This is a genomic window from Streptomyces sp. NPDC004539, from assembly GCF_040610055.1.
GTDB lineage: Bacteria > Actinomycetota > Actinomycetes > Streptomycetales > Streptomycetaceae > Streptomyces.
In genome coordinates, this window is sequence record NZ_JBEXLS010000024.1 from 108,497 (window position 1) to 126,878 (window position 18,382).

General features: G+C 70.7%; 20 protein-coding genes. 11 read left to right on the forward strand and 9 right to left on the reverse strand.

The window, feature by feature from the left end; translation table 11 throughout:
• The first annotated feature begins 2 nt into the window (after window positions 1-2).
• Window positions 3-632, forward strand: coding sequence for a TetR family transcriptional regulator (locus ABZX85_RS37570; RefSeq protein ID WP_355879267.1), 630 nt, complete (start codon window positions 3-5; stop codon window positions 630-632).
• A 149-nt stretch (window positions 633-781) separates the two neighbouring features.
• On the opposite strand, the gene ABZX85_RS37575 is transcribed toward ABZX85_RS37570, so the two are convergent.
• Genes ABZX85_RS37575 through ABZX85_RS37585 form a run of 3 tightly spaced genes read right to left on the reverse strand, consistent with a single transcriptional unit; the run spans window position 782 to window position 3,260 of the window.
• Window positions 782-1,567: an ABC transporter permease gene (locus ABZX85_RS37575; protein ID WP_355879270.1), complete on the reverse strand. Its 786-nt coding sequence runs from the start codon at window positions 1,565-1,567 to the stop codon at window positions 782-784.
• Window positions 1,564-2,559: an ATP-binding cassette domain-containing protein gene (locus ABZX85_RS37580; RefSeq protein ID WP_355879273.1), complete on the reverse strand. Its 996-nt coding sequence runs from the start codon at window positions 2,557-2,559 to the stop codon at window positions 1,564-1,566. Before ABZX85_RS37580 ends, ABZX85_RS37575 begins: the two co-directional genes overlap by 4 nt.
• A gap of 29 nt (window positions 2,560-2,588) precedes the next feature.
• Window positions 2,589-3,260 carry a DUF4097 family beta strand repeat-containing protein gene (locus tag ABZX85_RS37585; RefSeq protein WP_355879276.1) on the reverse strand — a complete coding sequence of 224 codons (672 nt, stop codon included), beginning with the start codon at window positions 3,258-3,260 and terminating at the stop codon, window positions 2,589-2,591.
• Window positions 3,261-3,488: 228 nt separating this feature from the next.
• On the opposite strand from ABZX85_RS37585, the gene ABZX85_RS37590 reads away from it, so the two are divergent.
• Both ABZX85_RS37590 and ABZX85_RS37595 read left to right on the forward strand, forming a co-directional pair.
• On the forward strand, window positions 3,489-4,274 hold the full coding sequence (locus ABZX85_RS37590; protein ID WP_355879279.1) for a helix-turn-helix domain-containing protein: 786 nt from the start codon (window positions 3,489-3,491) through the stop codon (window positions 4,272-4,274).
• Window positions 4,275-4,328: 54 nt separating this feature from the next.
• The gene (locus ABZX85_RS37595; RefSeq protein ID WP_355879281.1) at window positions 4,329-6,401 is read left to right on the forward strand and encodes an AAA family ATPase; all 2,073 of its coding nucleotides are present in this window, start codon (window positions 4,329-4,331) and stop codon (window positions 6,399-6,401) included.
• A 124-nt stretch (window positions 6,402-6,525) separates the two neighbouring features.
• Here ABZX85_RS37595 and ABZX85_RS37600 read toward each other — a convergent pair whose 3' ends face one another.
• Window positions 6,526-8,121 carry a CBM35 domain-containing protein gene (locus ABZX85_RS37600; protein ID WP_355879284.1) on the reverse strand — a complete coding sequence of 532 codons (1,596 nt, stop codon included), beginning with the start codon at window positions 8,119-8,121 and terminating at the stop codon, window positions 6,526-6,528.
• A gap of 301 nt (window positions 8,122-8,422) precedes the next feature.
• Between ABZX85_RS37600 and ABZX85_RS37605 the strand changes: the two genes are divergently transcribed.
• Window positions 8,423-8,932 (forward strand): signal peptide protein, encoded by a 510-nt coding sequence (locus ABZX85_RS37605; RefSeq protein WP_355879287.1) that lies wholly within the window; start codon window positions 8,423-8,425, stop codon window positions 8,930-8,932.
• A gap of 139 nt (window positions 8,933-9,071) precedes the next feature.
• Here ABZX85_RS37605 and ABZX85_RS37610 read toward each other — a convergent pair whose 3' ends face one another.
• Window positions 9,072-9,617: a hypothetical protein gene (locus ABZX85_RS37610; protein WP_355879290.1), complete on the reverse strand. Its 546-nt coding sequence runs from the start codon at window positions 9,615-9,617 to the stop codon at window positions 9,072-9,074.
• A 98-nt stretch (window positions 9,618-9,715) separates the two neighbouring features.
• The gene (locus tag ABZX85_RS37615; protein WP_355879293.1) at window positions 9,716-10,291 is read right to left on the reverse strand and encodes a TerD family protein; all 576 of its coding nucleotides are present in this window, start codon (window positions 10,289-10,291) and stop codon (window positions 9,716-9,718) included.
• Window positions 10,292-10,469: 178 nt separating this feature from the next.
• On the opposite strand from ABZX85_RS37615, the gene ABZX85_RS37620 reads away from it, so the two are divergent.
• From ABZX85_RS37620 to ABZX85_RS37635, 4 genes are all read left to right on the forward strand, one after another.
• Entirely contained in the window at window positions 10,470-10,859 is a 390-nt protein-coding gene (locus tag ABZX85_RS37620) for a BlaI/MecI/CopY family transcriptional regulator (RefSeq protein ID WP_355879296.1), read from the forward strand.
• A gap of 6 nt (window positions 10,860-10,865) precedes the next feature.
• Entirely contained in the window at window positions 10,866-11,816 is a 951-nt protein-coding gene (locus tag ABZX85_RS37625; protein ID WP_355879298.1) for a M56 family metallopeptidase, read from the forward strand.
• Window positions 11,817-12,192: 376 nt separating this feature from the next.
• Window positions 12,193-13,188, forward strand: a complete 996-nt coding sequence (locus ABZX85_RS37630) for a hypothetical protein (protein ID WP_355879301.1) — start codon at window positions 12,193-12,195, stop codon at window positions 13,186-13,188.
• A gap of 61 nt (window positions 13,189-13,249) precedes the next feature.
• Window positions 13,250-13,621 (forward strand): hypothetical protein, encoded by a 372-nt coding sequence (locus ABZX85_RS37635; protein ID WP_355879303.1) that lies wholly within the window; start codon window positions 13,250-13,252, stop codon window positions 13,619-13,621.
• 106 nt (window positions 13,622-13,727) lie between these two features.
• Here the strand turns inward: ABZX85_RS37635 and ABZX85_RS37640 are convergent, their stop codons facing one another.
• Window positions 13,728-14,183: a TerB family tellurite resistance protein gene (locus tag ABZX85_RS37640; protein WP_355879306.1), complete on the reverse strand. Its 456-nt coding sequence runs from the start codon at window positions 14,181-14,183 to the stop codon at window positions 13,728-13,730.
• A gap of 183 nt (window positions 14,184-14,366) precedes the next feature.
• Between ABZX85_RS37640 and ABZX85_RS37645 the strand changes: the two genes are divergently transcribed.
• The 3 genes from ABZX85_RS37645 to ABZX85_RS37655 all read left to right on the forward strand — a co-directional run bounded on the left by ABZX85_RS37645 (window position 14,367) and on the right by ABZX85_RS37655 (window position 16,756).
• Complete coding sequence (locus tag ABZX85_RS37645; RefSeq protein WP_355879309.1) at window positions 14,367-14,789, forward strand: SRPBCC family protein; 423 nt, start codon at window positions 14,367-14,369, stop codon at window positions 14,787-14,789.
• 85 nt (window positions 14,790-14,874) lie between these two features.
• A complete protein-coding gene (locus ABZX85_RS37650; RefSeq protein ID WP_355879312.1) occupies window positions 14,875-15,498 on the forward strand; it encodes a hypothetical protein in 624 nt (207 codons plus the stop codon).
• A gap of 253 nt (window positions 15,499-15,751) precedes the next feature.
• Window positions 15,752-16,756 (forward strand): cytochrome c oxidase assembly protein, encoded by a 1,005-nt coding sequence (locus ABZX85_RS37655; protein WP_355879315.1) that lies wholly within the window; start codon window positions 15,752-15,754, stop codon window positions 16,754-16,756.
• Between the two features lie 227 nt (window positions 16,757-16,983).
• On the opposite strand, the gene ABZX85_RS37660 is transcribed toward ABZX85_RS37655, so the two are convergent.
• Window positions 16,984-17,226, reverse strand: coding sequence for a twin-arginine translocase TatA/TatE family subunit (locus ABZX85_RS37660; protein WP_355879318.1), 243 nt, complete (start codon window positions 17,224-17,226; stop codon window positions 16,984-16,986).
• 1 nt (window position 17,227) lies between these two features.
• Window positions 17,228-18,277, reverse strand: a complete 1,050-nt coding sequence (locus ABZX85_RS37665; protein ID WP_355879321.1) for a sporulation protein — start codon at window positions 18,275-18,277, stop codon at window positions 17,228-17,230.
• Between the last annotated feature and the right edge of the window lie 105 nt (window positions 18,278-18,382).

Here is an 18,382-nt window from a genome sequence, read left to right on the forward strand (position 1 = left end):
CCATGAACGAGAGCGGTTTGCGGGAGCGTAAGAAACAGCGGATGTACCAGGACGTCTCGGACATCGCGGTGCGGATGTTCATCGAGCGGGGTTTCGACGAGGTGTCCGTCGCCGAGGTGGCCGCCGCGGCGGAGATCTCCAAGCCGACGCTGTTCCGGTACTTCCCGGCGAAGGAGGACCTCGTCCTGCACCGGCTCGCGGACCACGAGCGGGAGGCGGCGGAGGTGGTCTCCGCCGGCCGCGTGCAGGGGATCATGCCGGTGGAGGCGCTGCGTCGGCACTTCCTGGCGGGGCTCGACGCCGAGGACCCGGTCACCGGCCTGAACGATCACCCCCAGGTACGCGCTTACTACGCGTTGCTGTACGGCACCCCGGCGCTCGTCGCACGGCTGTACGGGTTCCTGGAGCGCTCCGAGGAGGCGCTCACGGACGCCCTCGGGGGCGGCATCGCGGCACGCCTCGCCGCCGGGCAGATCATCGCCGTACGCCGGATTCTCGCGCTGGAGAACTGGCGGCGGATCGCGGAGGGGGAGCCTCTGGAGGAGGTGCGCGGGTGGGCGGTGGAGGCGGCCGAGCGGGCGTTCCGGGTGCTGGAGGGGGCGGTGGAGGGGTTGTTCGAGTGGGACGAGTGAGGGGGCGGCGGCCTCGGTGTGCCTGGTCGCGGCGGAGCCGGTCGGGACAGGGTGCGAGGGGAGTTGTGCGGCGGGACGGACAACGGGCGGCGCACGCCGACCTGTTGTCGGGGTGCGCCGCCCGGAGGTGAACGGCCTTGCCATGGCGCCTACTTGGGGTCCTGGTCGAACTTCGCGGTCGACCAGAGGTAGCCGAGGACCGTCAGGCCCACGCACCAACCCACCGCCAGCCACCCGTTGTTGCCGATCTCCGTGCCGAGCAGCAGACCGCGCAGGGTCTCGATCGCCGGGGTGAACGGCTGGTACTCGGCGACCGGCTGGAACCAGCCCGGCATCGTGTCCACCGGCACGAACGCGCTGGACAGCAACGGCAGCAGGATCAGCGGCATCGCGTTGTTGCTCGCGGCCTCGGCGTTCGGGCTGACGAGCCCCATGCCGACGGCGATCCAGGTGAGCGCCGTGGCGAAGAGCACCAGCAGGCCGAACGCGGCGAGCCACTCCAGGACACTCGCGTCGGTCGAGCGGAAACCGATCGCCACCCCGACGGCCCCGACGAGCAACACGCTTGCCACGGACTGGAGAACGCTGCCGATGACGTGCCCGACGATCACCGAGCCGCGGTGGATCGCCATCGTGCGGAAGCGGGCGATGATGCCCTCGGTCATGTCGTTCGAGACGGAGACCGCGGTGCCGATCGTGGTGCTGCCGATCGTCATCAGGAGCAGACCGGGGACGATGTAGGCGATGTAGTCGGCGCGGTCGCCGCCGCCGATGCCCGCGCTCATCGTGTCGCCGAAGATGTAGACGAACAGCAGCAACAGCATGATCGGGGTGAGCAGGAGGTTGAGGGTGAGGGAGGGGTAGCGGCGGGCGTGCAGGAGGTTGCGCCGCAGCATGGTGGTGCAGTCGCGGGCGGCGAGGGAGAGCGCGCTCATCGGGTGGACTCCTTGGGCTGGTCGGGGATGCCGGAGAGAGTGGTCTGCTCGGTCAACGCGAAGAACACGTCGTCCAAGTCGGGTGTGTGCACGGCGAGTTCGTCGGCCTCGACGCCGACCGCGTCCAACCGGTCCAGCAGCGACCGAAGTTCGCGCTGACCGCCGCCGCTCGGGATCTGGAGGACGAGCGCGTCGTCGTCCCCGGACGCGCCGTCGAAGGCGGCCACCGCGTTCTGGTACGACGCCGGATCGGTGAACCGGAGCCGGACGTGGCCGCCGGGGGCGAGCCGCTTCAACTCCTCGGCGGTGCCTTCCGCGACGATCCTCCCGCCGTTCAACACGGCGATGCGGTCGGCGAGTTCGTCGGCCTCCTCCAGGTACTGCGTGGTGAGGAAGACGGTGACGCCGTCGGTCACCAACTCCCGGATGATCTGCCACATGTTGTGCCGGGAACGCGGGTCTAGTCCGGTCGTCGGCTCGTCCAGGAAGATGACGCGCGGTCCGCCGACGAGGGTCATCGCGATGTCGAGACGCCGCTTCATGCCGCCCGAGTAGGTGGACGCGGGCTTGTGCGCGGCGTCGGTGAGGTCGAAGCGGGCCAGGAGTTCGGCGGTGACCCGGCGGCCCTCCGCCTTGGAGAGGTGGTGCAGGTCCGCCATCAGGAGCATGTTCTCCTCGCCGGTGATCAGACCGTCGACGGCGGAGAACTGCCCGGTGACACCGATGACTTGGCGTACCGCCTGGGCCCGCGTCCGCAGGTCGTGACCGCCGATCCGGGCCTGTCCGGCGTCCGCCGAGATCAAGGTGGAGAGGATCTTCACGGCGGTGGTCTTGCCCGCGCCGTTCGGACCGAGGAGGGAGAAGACGGTGCCTTCGGGTACGGCGATGTCGACGCCGTCCAGGACGGTCCTGTCGCCGTACGCCTTGCGCAACCCGGTTGCGGTGATGGCCAGTTCGGTCGTGTCCGGTTCGGTGATGCCGGGATCGGTCATGTCTGGGGGCTCCTTGTCGCTGTCGGGGGTCAGAGGCTGCGGGCGGTGATGTCGCCCTGGGCCGTGGTCGCGGTGATGGTGAGCGTCGAAGTGCCGTCGTTCTTTAGGGAGTTGGAGACACGGCCGTAGGTGGTGCCGGCGTCGAGGGAGGCGCTGGTGCCGTGCGCGACGGCGACCTCGATGTCGCCCTGCTGGGTGGTGAGGGTGAGGGCGCCCCGGACCGCCTCGGCGATACGGATCGTGCCGCGCTGGGTGCTGAGTTCGGCGGGGCCGGTGAGGCGGCCGACGGTGATGTCCCCGTCGTGCGAGGAGAGTCGGGCACTCGTCGCCTCGTCGAGCTTGACCTCGCGGTAGCCGCCCTCGAAGGTGACGTCCCCGAACCGGCCGACGCCCCGGAACTCGGCGGCGCCCGCCCCGGCCTCGACGTGGGAACCGGCGGGGAGCTGGACGGTGATCTCCACGGCGCCCTGGCCGCCGAGGAGTTGGGACTTCGGCGCCGGGCCCTCGATCCGCAGGACGCCCGCGCCGGCGTCGTACACGGCCGTGGTCTGTTCGGCCGTTTTCACGTCGCGGCTCTTGGTGGGGTCGGCGGGGCGGATCTCGACGGTGGTGTCGGCGCGGTCGGCGGCGATGAGCTGGACGCGGCCGGCGGGGAGGGTGAGGACGGCGGTGATGCGGGCGGGGGTGGCGAACTTCTGCATGGTGTCCCTGTCCTTCGGGTCGTTGTTTCCGATGTACGAAAAGCTACGTTGCGTTGACGGATCTGGCAACGAGTTCGTTGCGATGGAGTGCTGTATATGCAGGTCAAGATAGGGAAATCGTTGCAACCGAACTGCTTTCAACGCAACGTCAGATGGTGCTGGCGTTGCAATGGAGTGAGTGTGAACGCTATGGTTGGAGGGTCTTGAAGGTTCATGGAGGAGGCGGCGGTGCCGGGAGGCAGGCTCAGTCAGCAGGAGCGGCAGCGGATCGCGTCGGGGTTGGCCGACGGGCTGGCCTATGCGGAGATCGCCCGGGGGCTCGACCGGCCGACCTCCACAGTGACGCGCGAGGTGATGCGCAACGGCGGGCCGGTCGGGTACCGGGCGGATCTGGCGCATCGGGCCACCGAGAATCGCGCGCACCGGCGGAAGAAGGCGGCGCCGCGCGCGGGTGGGGCGGGGGGTTCGGGGGCGGCAGGGGTGGCCGGGGGGGCCTCGGCGGTCCACGGTCGGGACGGCGAGGCCGTGCGGGAGTACGAGGACGCGTTCGCGACGCTGTTCACGCAGCAGGGGCTGCCCCATATGACGTCGCGGGTGCTGGCCGCGCTCTACGTCACCGACAGCGGGAGTCTTACCGCTGGAGAGCTAGGGGGCCGTCTAGGGGTGAGCGCCGCGTCCGTGTCCAAGGCGATCGCGTTCCTGGAGGTGCAGGGGCTGGTGCGGCGGGAGCGGGAGGCGGAGGGGCGCCGGCGGGAGAGGTACGTCGTCGACGACGACGTGATGTATCAGTCGACGATGGCCAGCGCGAAGGCGACCGCCTATCTCGCGGGGGTCGCCCGGGAGGGGGTGGGGGTGATGGGGGCGGGGACGCCGGCGGCCGTGCGGCTGGAGAACATGGCGCGGTTCATGGACTTCGTGTCGGAGAGCATCGCGCGAGCGGCGGATCAGGCGCGGGAGGTGCTGTACGCGAAGCCCGGGTGGCCGCACGGCGAGTCCGAGGTGACTCCGGAATGAATATGTCGTAGTTAAAAATGTGACTTGGTTAAGTTTGTGGCTTAGGCTCGGCATATGGCTGACGAGCTTGAGCTAGAGGCATCCCTGCGAAGCGAACGCGCCCACCACGACCGCTGCCGGGCCGCCTTCGCCGCGATGGTGAGCGGCGCCGATCAGCAGGTCGTCATCGGTGAGAACGCCTCCGCGTCCGGGGCCGACGCGGAGGTCCTCGGGTACCAGCTGCGCAGCCACGCGAAGGCGCTGCGCGAGCTGCCCGAGGGCCCGCTGTTCTTCGGGCGGCTGGACTTCGGGGACGGCCGGGCGCATCACGTGGGCCGGGTCCGAGTGAGCGAGCGGCCCGCCGATCCGCCGCTGGTGGTGGACTGGCGGGCGCCGGTGTCCCGGGCGTTCTACCAGGCGTCCGCCCGTGATCCACAGGGTGTGGATGTCCGGCGGAGGTTCGGGTGGGCGGCCGGGAGCCGGGGGGACTCGGCCGATCTGACGGGGCTGGAGGACGAGCGGCTGGGGGCGGGCGGGGGCGCAGTCGACGGGGCCGGGGTTGACGGGGGCGTTGACGCGGGAGCCGGTGCCGGGGACGTCGCCGACGTCGTACGCGATGCCGGCGTGCGCGACGGCGTCGTACCCGGCGCGTTGCTCGTGCGGGAGCTGGAGCGGCCCCGGGTGGGGCCGATGCGGGACATCGCCGCGACGATCCAGCCCGAGCAGGACGACCTCGTGCGCGCCGGGCTCGGCGACTCGATCTGCGTGCAGGGGGCGCCCGGGACCGGCAAGACGGCGGTCGGGCTGCACCGCGCGGCGTACCTCCTGTACACGCATTCGCGCCGCATCCAGCGCGCCGGGCTGCTGATCCTCGGGCCGAACCGGACGTTCCTCTCGTACATCTCCGAGGTGCTGCCCTCCCTCGGTGAGACCGGAGTACGACAGTCGACGCTCCTCGACGAGATCGCCCTGCACCCCGTCACCGGCACGGACACCCGCGCCGCCGTAGCTCTCAAGCACGACCCGCGGATGGCGGAGGTACTACGCCGCGCGGCGTACGGGAGGGTCCGGGCGGACGGTGCGCAGGGGGCCGTGGTCCAGGAAGGGTCGTACCGGTGGCGGGTGCCGGCCGGGGAGGTCGCGGAGATCGTCCGCGGGGTGCTCGACGAGGGGGAGGCGCCGCCGTACGAGGTCGGGCGGGAGCGGGTGCGGACGCGGATCGTCGTCCGGATACGGGCCGAGGCCGAACGCCGCAGCGGGACCCGGGGCGCCGCGTGGGTGCGGAGGGTGGAGCGGGCGGTGAGTGGCTGCGTCGACGCGGTGTGGCCGAAGCTGCGTGCGGAGGAACTGGTGTACGAACTCCTGTGCGGTGGCGGGGAGTTGAGCCGGAGTGCGGACGGTGTCCTGTCGGCGGACGAGCAGGCGGCGCTGGCCTGGGCGCGGCCGGCCCGCTCCTGGAAGTCCGTCCGCTGGTCCGCCGCGGACCTGGTGCTGCTCGACGAGGTCGCCGGGCTCCTCGCGCACCCCGCCGGATACGGCCATGTCGTCGTCGACGAGGCCCAGGACCTCTCGCCCATGGAGTGCCGCGCCATCGCCCGGCGAGTGGAGTACGGCTCCCTCACCGTCCTCGGGGATCTGGCGCAGGGGACGACCGCCTGGGCGGCCCGGTCCTGGCGGGAGCAGATGGCGCACCTCGGGAAACCGGACGCCGTTGTGGTACCGCTTGCTGTCGGTTTCCGGGTCCCCGGCGTCGTACTGGACCTGGCGAACCGGGTGCTGAAGCGGCTGGACGTCGACGTGCCTGCCGCCCGATCCCTGCGCGGGGGCGGAGAGTTGCTCGTCACCCGGGTCGAAGGGGAGCTGTACGACGGGGTGTCGGACGCCGTGCGGCGGGCCCTGAAGGGGGAGGGGTCGGTGGGGGTGGTGGTCGCCGACGGTGAAGTGGAGCGGTTCCAGGGGGTGTTGGAGGAGCGGGTCGAGGTGGTGGGCGCCGGGACGGTGAAGGGGCTGGAGTACGACCATGTCGTGGTCGTCGAGCCGATGGCGATCGTGGAGGGGGAGGAGCGGGGGTGGCATCGGCTGTACGTGGTGCTGACCAGGGCCGTTTCGCGGATGGAGGTGGTGCACGGGAGGGGGTTGCCCTGGTGAGGACGCCGGGCGGGCCCGCCTCCGGGGAGGGGGCCCGCTTGGCGTTGCACGGTGGGACGGTTGGGGCGTGGGGCCCGCGTGGTGCGGCGGTCAGGGGGTCACGTGCGGCGGGGCGGTCGCGGGGTCACAGGGTGACGACCACTCCGCCGAGCGTCACCACCAGCTTGCCGTCCGAGGCGAACGACCACTTCAGCGCACCGGACCAACTCGACGCGCAGCGCGAGCCGTTGGTGCCGGTCCAGAACTGGTTCGTGCTGTCGGCGTCCCCGATCGTCTTGTCGTTGGAGCCGCTGACGGCGTACCGGCAGGACGTGTTGGTGCGGAACGTCGAAGTCCCCGCGTCCCACGAGTAGTTGCGGGTCGCGTTGTCGATGCTGAGGTTGTTGGAGACGGCCATGGAGCCCGGGTTGCTGTTGTACGTGAACCCGTGCTTGCCGTTGCGGTAGGCGATGCTGCGGCGTACGACGTGGTTGACGGCGATGTCGTCGCCGCCGAGCTTGTACCCGTTGCGGTCGCCGTTGGAGTTGACGGTGCCGTCGGACAGCGTGCCGTTGTTGTAGGAGAGCGAGTCCTCGATGGTGACCGGCCCGATCGGACCCGTGTCGGTCTTGGTGTACAGGTCCCAGCCGTCGTCGATGTTGTTGTGCGAGACGGCGTACCGGAAGACGTTCCCGGTGCCGGTCGTCAGCTTCGCCGCGAACCCGTCCGCGTCCTCCCCGTCGGAGTCCGCGTTGTCGTGCGACTCGGCGCTCAGGACCAGGTTGTCCGAGGGCCACTCGCTGCTCGGCGTGGAGGACGCGATCCGCCCCAACTGGAGCCCGGTGTCCCGGTTGTAGCGGGTGACGGTCCGCTCGATGACGTTGTGGCTGCCGCCGACGTAGATCCCGTTGTCCCCGGCGCGCTCGACGGTGATCCCGTAGACCTTCCAGTACGACCCGAACAGCTGGAGCCCTCGGTTCGACGAACTCTCGCTCTGCGCCGAGAAGTTCAGCACCGGGGTCTCACCCGGATACGCCGTCAGGGTCGTACGGGCCGCCGCCGTACCGCTGTTGGTCTGCGGGATCGTCACCGTCGAGGACTGGCTGTACGTCCCTCCCCGGAGGTAGATCGTGCCGCCCGCGGTGACGCGGCCGATCGCCGAGGTGAGGGTGGTCGGCGCGGACTGGGTGCCGGCCGCGCCGTCGGTACCGCTCGGGGAGACGTAGATCGCGCCGGTCGCGGGCGGTGTCGTCGAGTCGGTGGTCGTCGCCTCGGCGTAGTCGACGTTCGGGAGTCCCTCCGAGGTCGTAGGGGTCAGCCGGATCGTGTTGCTGCCCGCGTTGAGGGTGACGGTCAGGGTCTTGGTGACCCAGGTCGACCAGGCGCCGGTCGCCTCGAAGGACGGCGTCTGGACCGTCGTCCCGTTGACGGCGAGGGCGGCCGGGCGGGCGGCGGAAGTCCCGTTCGCGAAGCGGACGTTGATCGTCGCGGTGCCGGCGACCGCCGCGGTCACCGTGAACTGGGCGTACCCGCTGGTGGAGTTGGTGCCGTTGCAGAAACCGCTTCCGGAAAAGCCGGTCCAGTCGGAGTCGACGGTCCCGGTGCAGACCGCCGGGGAGGACTCGGCCTCGTAGCGGACGGTCGCGGCGTGCGCCGGGGCGGTGCCGGTGAAGGCGACGAGGGTGCCGGCCAGGAGGGCGGAGGAGGCCAGGGCGGAGGTTCTCACAGATCGCTGGTGCATCGTGCGGCTCCGTTCGAGTACATGACTGTGGGGTGTGTACGTGAACAGGTAGAGCTCTCGGATCTGGGGGTGTCCGGGTGATAGCAAGCGCTTTCTCCGGACGCTAGGCTCATGGTGTGAACGCGTCAAGAGTTGTGTACTTGATCGTTGTCCAAGAATGTGAACGCACTGGGGTCGTCAGGGCGTGCGGCGGGTCATGGCACGAGCTGGAAACGGATGGGCATCCCGAAGGCAAAGAACGGGAACGCTCGGCCATACTCGGCCGGGTAGGACTGACCAACCTGAAAGACCGGGAACCACAGTGAAGAACGTCTCGTTGCCCCACACCGGCGCCAGGCTCGCCGCCGTGACGCTGTTCGTCGCTCTCACCGGCGGGCTGGTGACGGCCACCCCCGCACTGGCCGCGACCGCCACCCCCACCGCCGCCGCGGCGCAAGCGGCCCCCGTTCCGGTCGAGTTCGTGGACCAGACGGCAAGCGCTCTGCCCGCCGACGGCAAGAGCCATGAGTTCACGGTCACTTACGCGAACACCACCGCGTCCGACCTGATAGTCGCGCCCCAACTCCTGCTCGTCTCACCGGACTCTGGCCCGTTCCTGAAGCCGGCCGACGTCAAGCTGGAGCTGCGCAAGCCCGACGGCTGCTGGACCGCCGTCACCCCGGGGAACCAGACCGGCACGCTCTTCACCGACCTCACCACCGCCCAGCGCAGCCTCGCGCCCGGCGAGACGCTGACCCAGGTGTACCGCGTGACCGTCAACTCCCCCGGAGCCGTGGGGACGGTGCAGCCTCGGGTGGTTCTCTACGCCTGAACTCCCTGACACCGACCGGGCCGGAGCCGCCACACATGGGCTCCGGCCCGGAGCGCGCTCGCCCTCGGGGCGTTCTCCCGTCCGCGAGGCGTCGGCTCGCCCTCGCGGTGTGCTTCCGTCCTCGCCGCGCCCTGTCGCCTCAACCGGTCGCCGTACGACCCGAGTTGTCCCCCGACCCGGTCAGATACGGCACCAGCCCCCGTTCCAGCAGCGCCCGCTTCCACTCCAGGCGGGCCTGTTCGACCTCGGCGGGGGAGGCGGGGCCGCGGCGGTCGCGGACGGCGGTGTGCAGCAGGGCGGCGACGGCGAGCAGGGTGCTGAGCACGGCGACGGCGCCGAGAATCCAGCCCGCGGTGATCAGCGAGGCGGGCAACGGGGCGGCTGCGTCGGCGAGTTGGAGGATGTATCCGGCGAGGAGGAGGAAGACGGCGGACGTGGCGGAGATGATCGGCGTGAGGACGGCGAGGGCCGCGAGCGCGGTGCTCGGCGGGGCGGGCCGGCGGCGCGCGTCCTGTCGTAGGGCCAGGTACGCGTCGTACTCGGGGCCGGCCGCCGCCGTGATGAGGTCGGCGTCGGCCAACGCCTGTTCCTTGAGGTCGCGTTGGCCCGTCCTGACGAGTGCCAGGCGCAGGGTCTCCTCGAAGTCCGCTCGGTCCTCCGGGCGGAGGTGGTGCGGGACGGCCATCTGGTCTCCCGGTGGTGGAAAGGACGGAAGGGGGACCACCTGAGGGCGTCCCCCCAAGGTGATCCCCGCGGGGCGATCCCCGTACGTCCGGCGGTTGTTCAGACGTTCACGCCGAAGTCGGCCGCGATGCCGCGCAGCCCGGAGGCGTAGCCCTGGCCGACCGCGCGGAACTTCCACTCGGCGCCGTGCCGGTACAACTCGCCGAAGACCATGGCGGTTTCGGTGGAGGCGTCCTCGGAGAGGTCGTAGCGGGCGATCTCCTGGCCGCCGGCCTGGTTCACGACGCGGATGTAGGCGTTGCGGACCTGGCCGAAGCTCTGGCCGCGGTTGTCGGCGTCGTGGATGGAGACCGGGAAGACGATCTTGTCGATGGCGGCCGGCACGGTGGAGAGGTTGATCTTGATGGACTCGTCGTCGCCGTCGCCCTCACCGGTCAGGTTGTCGCCGGTGTGCTCGACGGAGCCGTCCGGGCTGGTGAGGTTGTTGTAGAAGATGAAGTGCGCGTCGGAGGCGACCTTCCCGGCCGCGTCCAGCAGCAGCGCGGAGGCGTCGAGGTCGTAGTCGGTGCCGGTCGTCGTGCGGACGTCCCAGCCCAGCCCGATCAGGACGGCGGTCAGGCCGGGGGCCTCCTTGCTGAGCGAGACGTTGCCGCCCTTGGCCAGGGTTACTCCCACTGTGAACTCCTCCTCGGGGGGTAGGGGGCGACCCGTAGGGGTCGCGGGGGACGACCCGTGGAGGCCCTCCTGACCATTAAATCTACACCACTGTAGAAACAAAGGTACTAGGGGGTCTACGGGGCCGGCACGCGTCGATACGATGGGGAGACACCCGGCGCGGGAGAGGAGACAGGGCGTGACGGACCACGAACAGCGTCCCCGGCGACGGGGGCAGGGCGAGCTGGAGGCGCTCGTCCTGGAGGCCCTGCGCGCGGCGGACGGCCCCGCGACGGCGGGCTGGGTCCAGGAGCGCCTCGGCGGCGACCTGGCGTACACCACCGTCATCACGATCCTCACCCGCCTCCTGGAGAAGGGCGCGGTCACCCGCGAGCGCGCGGGCCGCTCCTTCGCCTGGACCCCCGCGTCCGACCAGGCCGGCCTCGCCGCGCGCAAGATGCGCAAGGTCCTCGACGGCGAACGCGACCGCGAGGCGGTGCTCGCCAGCTTCGTCACGGGGCTCGGCGCGGACGACGAACGGCTGCTGCGGGAACTGCTGGGCGAGGCCGGGAGCGAAGGGAAAGACTGACGCCGTATGGGGTTCTTCATCTTTCTCCCCCTGATCCTGCCCCTGACGGCCTGGCCGATAGCGCGCCTCGCCGAGCAGCACCTCCACCCCCGCGCCGCGACCCGCCTCCTCACCGCGATGGCCGCGGTCATGGCCCTGTGCAGCACCGTCTGCCTCGCCCTCCTCATGGTCGTCGGCACCGCGCAGCTCCCGGGCAACCCCCTGCCCGACGGGTGGTCCGACCCCGAGGTCCGCGCGGCCGTCCCCTACGACGAGATCGCGGGCAAGGTCGCCATCCCCGCCCTCTTCGCCGTCGCCGCCGTCTGCGTCCGCACCGCCTGGCGCCACTTCCGCCTGCGCCGCCGCGCCCACCGGGCCCTTACGGGTCTTCCCTCCACAGAGGTAGCGGTACTACGGGACGACACCCCGTACGCCTACGCCCTCCCCGGCGCCCGCCGCGACCGCATCGTCGTCACGACCGCCCTCCTCGGCAGCCTGGACCCGGGGGAGCGCAGGGCGCTGTTCGCCCACGAACGCGCTCACCTCACGGCCCGCCACCACCGGTATCTGCTGACCGTCCAGCTCGCGGCCCGCGCCAACCCGTTTCTGAGACCGCTTTCCACGGCTGTTTCCTATACGACGGAACGCTGGGCGGACGAGGAGGCGGCGGCGGTGATCGGCAGCCGCCGTACGGTCGCGCGGGCCATCGGGAAGGCGGCGCTGCTGTCCCGGGGGGCGCCGGTGCCGGCGCTCGCGGGGTTCACGGGGCTCGCGTCCTTCGCGGCGCCGGGGCCGATTCCCCGCCGGGTGGCGGCACTTCTCGGTCCGGCTCCGCTGATCCGGGACTGGCCGCCGGTGTTCACCGCCGTCGGGTTCGCGGCGTGGGGAGCGGCGGCGGGGACGGCCGTTTCGGCGATGTCGTCGGCGAACTCGGCGGTGACGATGTTCATCATCCTGCACGCCGCGACGCCGCTCTGAGCGTCGGGCGCCGCAACTCCGCCGGAACGGGCCGCTGTTGAGTGCAGGGAGAGGTGAGACCTCTGGGCAACCCGTGCCGGATGCGCCGGTGTTGCGCGGGGGCCGCTCTCGGCCAGGTGTCGATCGTCCGGCGGGCGGACGCGGCTGTGAGGTGTCTGTGAGGCGGCCGGGCCCGCCGTCTGCGGATTGTGCGCCGGGCTCGACCGCCGTCAGGGGAACGGGAAGTGACGGAGCGTCAATGGTGGTGTAGCCGGGGAGTGTTGGGGTGTCGCGGGAGGGCGATATCCGGACTCTGTCTCCCAATGGGGTGGTTGACAGGAGTTGCCCGGGGTTTGGAGGCTTGCGTGGACATGCCAGTAGATGGGGAGGGTGTCACGTGTTACGCAAGCGATGTAGATACCTGCTCGCGGCCGGCGTCGCCTTCGGGCTCGCGTTCGCGCCGTCGACGGTCGTCGCCGCCGAGGGGCAGGCGACGGCGACTGCTTCGGGGGCCGTCGAGCACCGGGTCTCACCGTCGGCGCAGGCGCTGACGGCGGAGTACTGGACGCCGGAGCGCATGGCGGCGGCCGTACCGCCCAAGGCGGTCGGGGACTCGGCGGTGCCGGAGAGCGTCATCGAGGAGGCGCTCGGCGGGGCGGCGACGACGGGGTCGGAACCCGTCGCCGGCAAGGGCGTCGAAACAGCCCCGGGCGCACCGAAGTTGAAGGTCACCGCCACGCAGGTGGTGGGCAAGGTGTTCTACCGGGGCTCCGACGGCATCGACTATGTCTGCTCGGGCTCCGCGGTCAACAGCACGAACAAGAACATGGTGTTCACGGCGGGGCACTGCGTGCACGGCGGACCCGGCCAGGGGTGGGCGTCCAACTGGCAGTTCGTGCCGTACTACAACTACGGCAACCGGCCGTACGGGACGTGGTGGGCCGAGACGCTCGTCGCGTTCAACGGGTGGGTCAACAGCGGGAACTTCGGCTACGACGTCGGCATCGTCATCACCTCGCCGAACTCGTCCGGTGAACTCGTCAACGCCGTGGGCGGGTTGGGGATTCAGTGGAACTACCCCAAGGACCGCTTCATGGTCGCGATGGGCTATCCGGCGGCCGGCGCCTTCGACGGCCAGTGGCAGTACTTCTGCTCCGCGACCACCTCGCAGCGCAGTTCCTCCATCACCGACCAGATCAAGATGCCGTGCAACATGACCGGCGGGTCGAGCGGCGGGCCCTGGATCTTCGGCAAGGACGACAACGTCTACTGGAGCGGGTACGTCAACGGGGTGAACAGCAACACCGAACGCCGTGACGACCCGACCGAGATGCGCTCGCCGTACTTCGCCACCTGGGTCGGCGACGCCTTCAACACCTACTCTTCCTACTGACGCACACGCGCCGTCCGGCGTCCGGCGCCCTGTCGGACGTACGACGTGGAGGGGCCAACTCATGCCTGGAGTCTTACAAGTTCGGCTCGCCGTCAGCATCGGCGCGCTGGCCTGCGTACTGGTCGCCTGCGGTGCGGACGAGGGCGACCCCGCCGCCCCGCCGACCGGCGTCTCCGGCACGGGCGCCGAATCGGGCTCGACCGCCGGAGCGGGCACGGCGACCGGGGCCGGTTCGAGCCCGGGGTCCGCGGCGGACCCGAGCACCGGGACCGTCCCAGGCACCGGCGCCTCCTGCGACCCCTCCACGTCCATCACCGCCCCGGCGGCCTCCGCGACGGGCACGGCTCCTGGGGACAGCCTGTCCCACAGCCAGGACCCCGCCGGCAACTGCGTCATCGACAGCGGGGTGCCTCGTACGCCGGTGGACCCCTGAGAGCCGCGTAGCTCCCGTACGACCAGGGTTCGGGGGCAGGGATGTCCCGTAACTCTTGAGCGCCGGACCCCGTAGTACCCGGGGTCCGGCGCTCAGCAGGTTTCGCTCAGAGGTCGAACTCGTGCGGCGGCAGGTCGAGGGTGTAGCACGCCTCGCGGACGACCGCCTGCTCGTCCTTGTCGAAGTCGCCGTCGGCGCCGCCGATGACGATGCCGATCTGGATGACGGCGCGGGCCTCGGCGGGCTTCTTCTTCGCCTTGGCGATCTCCTGGAGGACGCTGACCTTGCCGAAGTCGAAGTCGGTGGTCAGCTTGTTGAGGTTGTCCTCGAACCGCCGGCGCAGGTCGTCCGCCGGGAAGTTCTGCAACACCTCGTTGTTGGCGATGAGCTGGGCCACGCGCTGGCGCTCCGACGGGTCGATCTGGCCGTCCGCCGCCGCCACCAGCGCACACATGGCCATGCTCGCGTCACGGAACGCGCCGCTCTTGAGGTCGTTCTTCTTCGCGACCAGCTGGGTCTGCATCTGCGATGCGGAGTCCTTGATGCGGTCCCACAGGGCCATGAACACTCCAAAAACCAGGGGGCGCCGGCTCCCGGTCGCCCTGTCCTTTTACCTGCCTACATCTTCTACAGGAACGTAGAAGTTAATGCGTCGGTTCCCGGCCATGTCCTGTTTCTCAACCGGTTTCGGCCCCCGTCCGATTCATTCAAGACCCCTGCCCCGCCCGCTCGCTACGTTCGGCGGATGAACAACACCGACTCCCTCCACCTCACGGTCCGCATCGCCCGCCCCGCCCCCGCCGTCTACCGCTACGCCGCCGACCCCGCCCACCTGCCCGCCTGGGCGCACGGCCTCGGGGACACCGTCGAGCAGGTGGACGGCGAGTGGGTCGCCCGCTCCGGCCTCCTCGGCCGGGTCACCGTGACGTTCACCCCCGACAACGACCTCGGCGTCCTCGACCACTACGTGACCTTCCCTACGGGGGAGACCGTCCACAACCCCATCAGGGTCATCCCCTACGGCGACGGCGAGTGCGAGTTCGTCTTCACCCTCCGCCGCCTGCCGGGCGTGAGCGACGCCGAGTTCGAGCGGGACGCCGGGACGGTCACCGCGGACCTGGCCCGCCTCAAGGGGGTGCTGGAGCGCGGGCTGTCGGGGGCGCGCTGAGTACTGCTGCTCAGGACAGGACTGGCGTGGCCCTCTAGGGTAAGTCCGGCCTGTGATGGGGGGCATGGACATGCTGGAGGTATCCATGAGGAAGGGCGCCGCGACAGCGGCCCTGGTCGTCGTCGCCGTACTGGCACTCGGCGGCTGCGGCAAGGAGCACGCGACATCGGGTGCGAGCGGCGGGGCAGCGGCGGGGGTTACCCCTGATACCCGTACGACCCCGGACGGCACCCCTAGTACTTCCGGCGCCCCCACCACCCTTCCCGCCTCCCCCTACGTGGAACCCGGAGCCGGTGACGGCGCCCCTCACTACCGCGAGAACAACGGCTTCCGCATCGCCGGTGAGATGTCCGACGCGAGCGCCGCCGACGCCCGGCGCGAGGCCGCCCGCATCGAACCCGTCCTCAAGGACCTCTGGCAGCGGAAGGAGTGGGACCCGGCGACGGTCCGCACGGCGATGCTCGGACTCGGCTACGAGGAACAGCACTTCGACTCCAAGGGCCACTCCCTGGGCGGCACCCTCCAGGTCAAGCCGATGAACTCCCGCTACGTGGACGGCCGGTACGTCACCCCCGAGGGCGCCCTGATCGGCCTCCGCGTCCACGACGACGCCTGCGTCACCGCCTTCGTCCAGAAGACCAACTACCAGGTCTCGGCCAACGGCCCCTATCCGGAGGGCGGTTGCTTCGAGCCTCCGGCGGGCCACTGAACGCCGATCGGCCTCCACCTCTCCAACCTCTCCGCCCTCTCCGCCCGGTCACTGGTGCGTGGCGCACCTCCCCGTCCCAGCTCGCGGCAGGCGGCACGGCTCGGGATGCCCAGGACTCCGGTGCCGGTCGCCCCGTGACCTCAAGCAAAGCCGAGGTCAAGGCCCGGTAGTGGGCTCCCCGCCCGCGTGCGTCGTACCTCAGCGGTAGTACTACCGTTTTGCCCCGAAGCAATACCTGAGAGGTACGACCCTGATGAGCGCCCTGCCCGCCGCTACCCCCGCCCACCTCCTCACCGCCTGGCAGCTCGACCTTCCGGCGCTGCTGCTGATCGCCGTGCTGGGCGGGGCCTACGGGTGGGGTGTGCTGCGGCTGCGCGGCCGGTGGCCGGTCGTCCGCACGGTCGCCTTCGCGGGGCTCGGCCTCGGCACGCTCCTCGTCGCCACGATGTCCGGGCTGGCCGTCTACGACCACGTCCTGTTCTGGCCCGCCGCGGTCCAGAACATCCTGCTGGACCTGGTCGCCCCGCTCGGCCTCGCGCTCGGGGACCCGCTGCGGCTGGCGGTGGAGGCGCTGCCGGAGCGGTCCGCGGGGAGGCTGCGGCGGGCGATGACCGGGAGGGTCGTCCGGGCGCTGACGTTCCCGCTGGTCAGCACGGCCCTGGTACTCCTCACCGAGCTGACCGTCTACTTCACGCCGTACTTCTCGACCGCCCTGCGCGTCGGCTGGCTCCACGAGCTGATGTACCTCAACCTCCTCGCCGCCGGGTGCCTCTTCGTCGTACCCGTACTCACCAGGGAGGAGACCCTCCCGGCCTGGTGCACCCACCCCGTGCGGGCCGCGCTGGTCTTCCTCGACGGCATCGTCGACGCCGTACCGGGTCTCGTCGTCATGACGCACGGTTCGCTCATCGCGGGCGCGTGGTACCTCCACCACCGGCCCGCCTGGGCCCCGAGCGTCGGCCACGACCAGCAGATCGGCGGCGGCGTGATGCTCAGCATCGCCGAACTCGTCGCCCTGCCCTTCCTGTTGGCGATCCTCGTCCAGTGGGCCCGGACGGAACGCGTCCAGGCGGCGGCACTCGACCGCCGCCTGGACGAGGAACAGGCCGCCCGCGCCGCCCACTCCGCCCGCTCCGAGCAGAGCCCCGACACCGCCCGCCCCGGTCACTCCGAGGAGCCGGACCGGGTACGCCCCTGGTGGGAGACGGAACGCAACGAGGTCGCGTCCCGCATCCGCCGCCAGCACGGGGCCGACTGAGGTACTACGGGTACTACGGGTACTACGGGTGCTGGGCCAACCTTGGGTGTACCTGGGAGCTACGGGTACTGGGTGTACCTGGGTACTACGGGGTCGGCCCCCGAGGAGGGGCTCCCGACGCAGGTACGCCTCACCCTGCGGAGCTACCTCCCAGGTATGCCTGGCCGCTCAGGCCCCGGTCCCGCCCCTCCCCAGGCCCTCAGCTCTCAGCTCTCAGCTCTCAGCCCTCAGGACGTCCCCCGCTGATCCGGCGGCGTCTCCCCCCGCTTCACCGTCTCCCCCTGCACGATCCGCGGCGCCCCCTCACCCTCCTGGGTCACCTGGTTCCCCTCCTCCTTCGCGGCCCGCGCCTCCGCCTTGAGGATGCGCGCCGACTTCCCCGCCGAGCGCGCCAGGTCGGGCAGCTTCTTCGCGGCCAGGACGGCTATGACGACGATGAGGATGACCGCCAGCTCACTGAGTCCGAACATGTCAGTCCTCGCCCTCTTCGTCGTCGCCCTCGAAGAAGTCGCCGATCTCGTCGACGACCTCCGCCGCGACCATCCCGCCCACGACACCGACGGCGAGCCCGGCCGCCCCGGCCGCGACGGCCGTCCCCACTCCCGGCCCGGAGCGCCGCTGCTCCTCATGGCCGACGGCGCCGCCGTGACCGTACGCGTCGTGCTTGCCGTGCTCCCCGTACGGTGCCTGCTCCCCGTACGACCCGTAGCCCCCCGGTACCCCCTGCCCCGCATACCCCGGAGCCCCGTACCCGTACGACCCCCGGTGCTCCGCGAGCTGCCGGACCCATCCCTCGACCTCGGCGTTCCAGTCCCGGACGTCCTGGTGGCCGACGATGTGGCGGCCGAGGGTGTCGGAGGAGGAGTAGCCCCCGCGTTTGTCGGCCTCAAGGACCACCTCGACCCCGGAGGGGCTCGCGAGGAAGGTCACCTCGATCTCGTTGAAGACCCCCGCGTACTGGGGCGAGGGTGTGATCTCGATCTCCTGGTAGAAGGGCAGCTGCTGCCCGGTCCCGCCGATGCGGCCGTACTCCAGGTCCGCGGAGCGGAAGCCGAAGCCGAGCTGCCCGAACGCCTCCAGGACCGCCTCCTGCGCGGGCAGCGGCGTGACGATCAGCTGGTCGAGGTCGCCCTTGTCCTTGGCGCCGGCGACCGCCAGCTCGGTCCGCACCCCGAGGACGACCCCTAGGGGCTGCCCGTACAACTCGGTGACCGGTGTCTCCCAGGGCAGCGTCAGGGTGAAGGGGACGCTGCGGGTCTCCCCCTCGGCCAGCCGGAATCCGCCGCCGACCGTGGTCCGGTCGAAGACGACGGCTCCGTCGCTCTCCCCCTCCTCGTGCTCCACCTCCACCCGGGCGACGAGTTCGAGCGTGAGGTGCTCGATGTCGAAGTCGGTGCCGCCGCCCTTGAGGTGGACCTGACCGGAGAGAGCCCCGCCGGGACGGACGGGGGCCGGGTCGAGGACCGTGTCGACCGTGGGGCCGCCCACGCCGAGCGAGCCGAGCAGTCGCTTGAACACCATCGTGGCGTCCACTCCTTCTTCACGGGCCGGTACGCGCGAGTTCTTCACACGTGAGCCTTCTACATTCAAGTAGAAGCAGCATAGGGTCGGTGGTGCGGAGCGTGG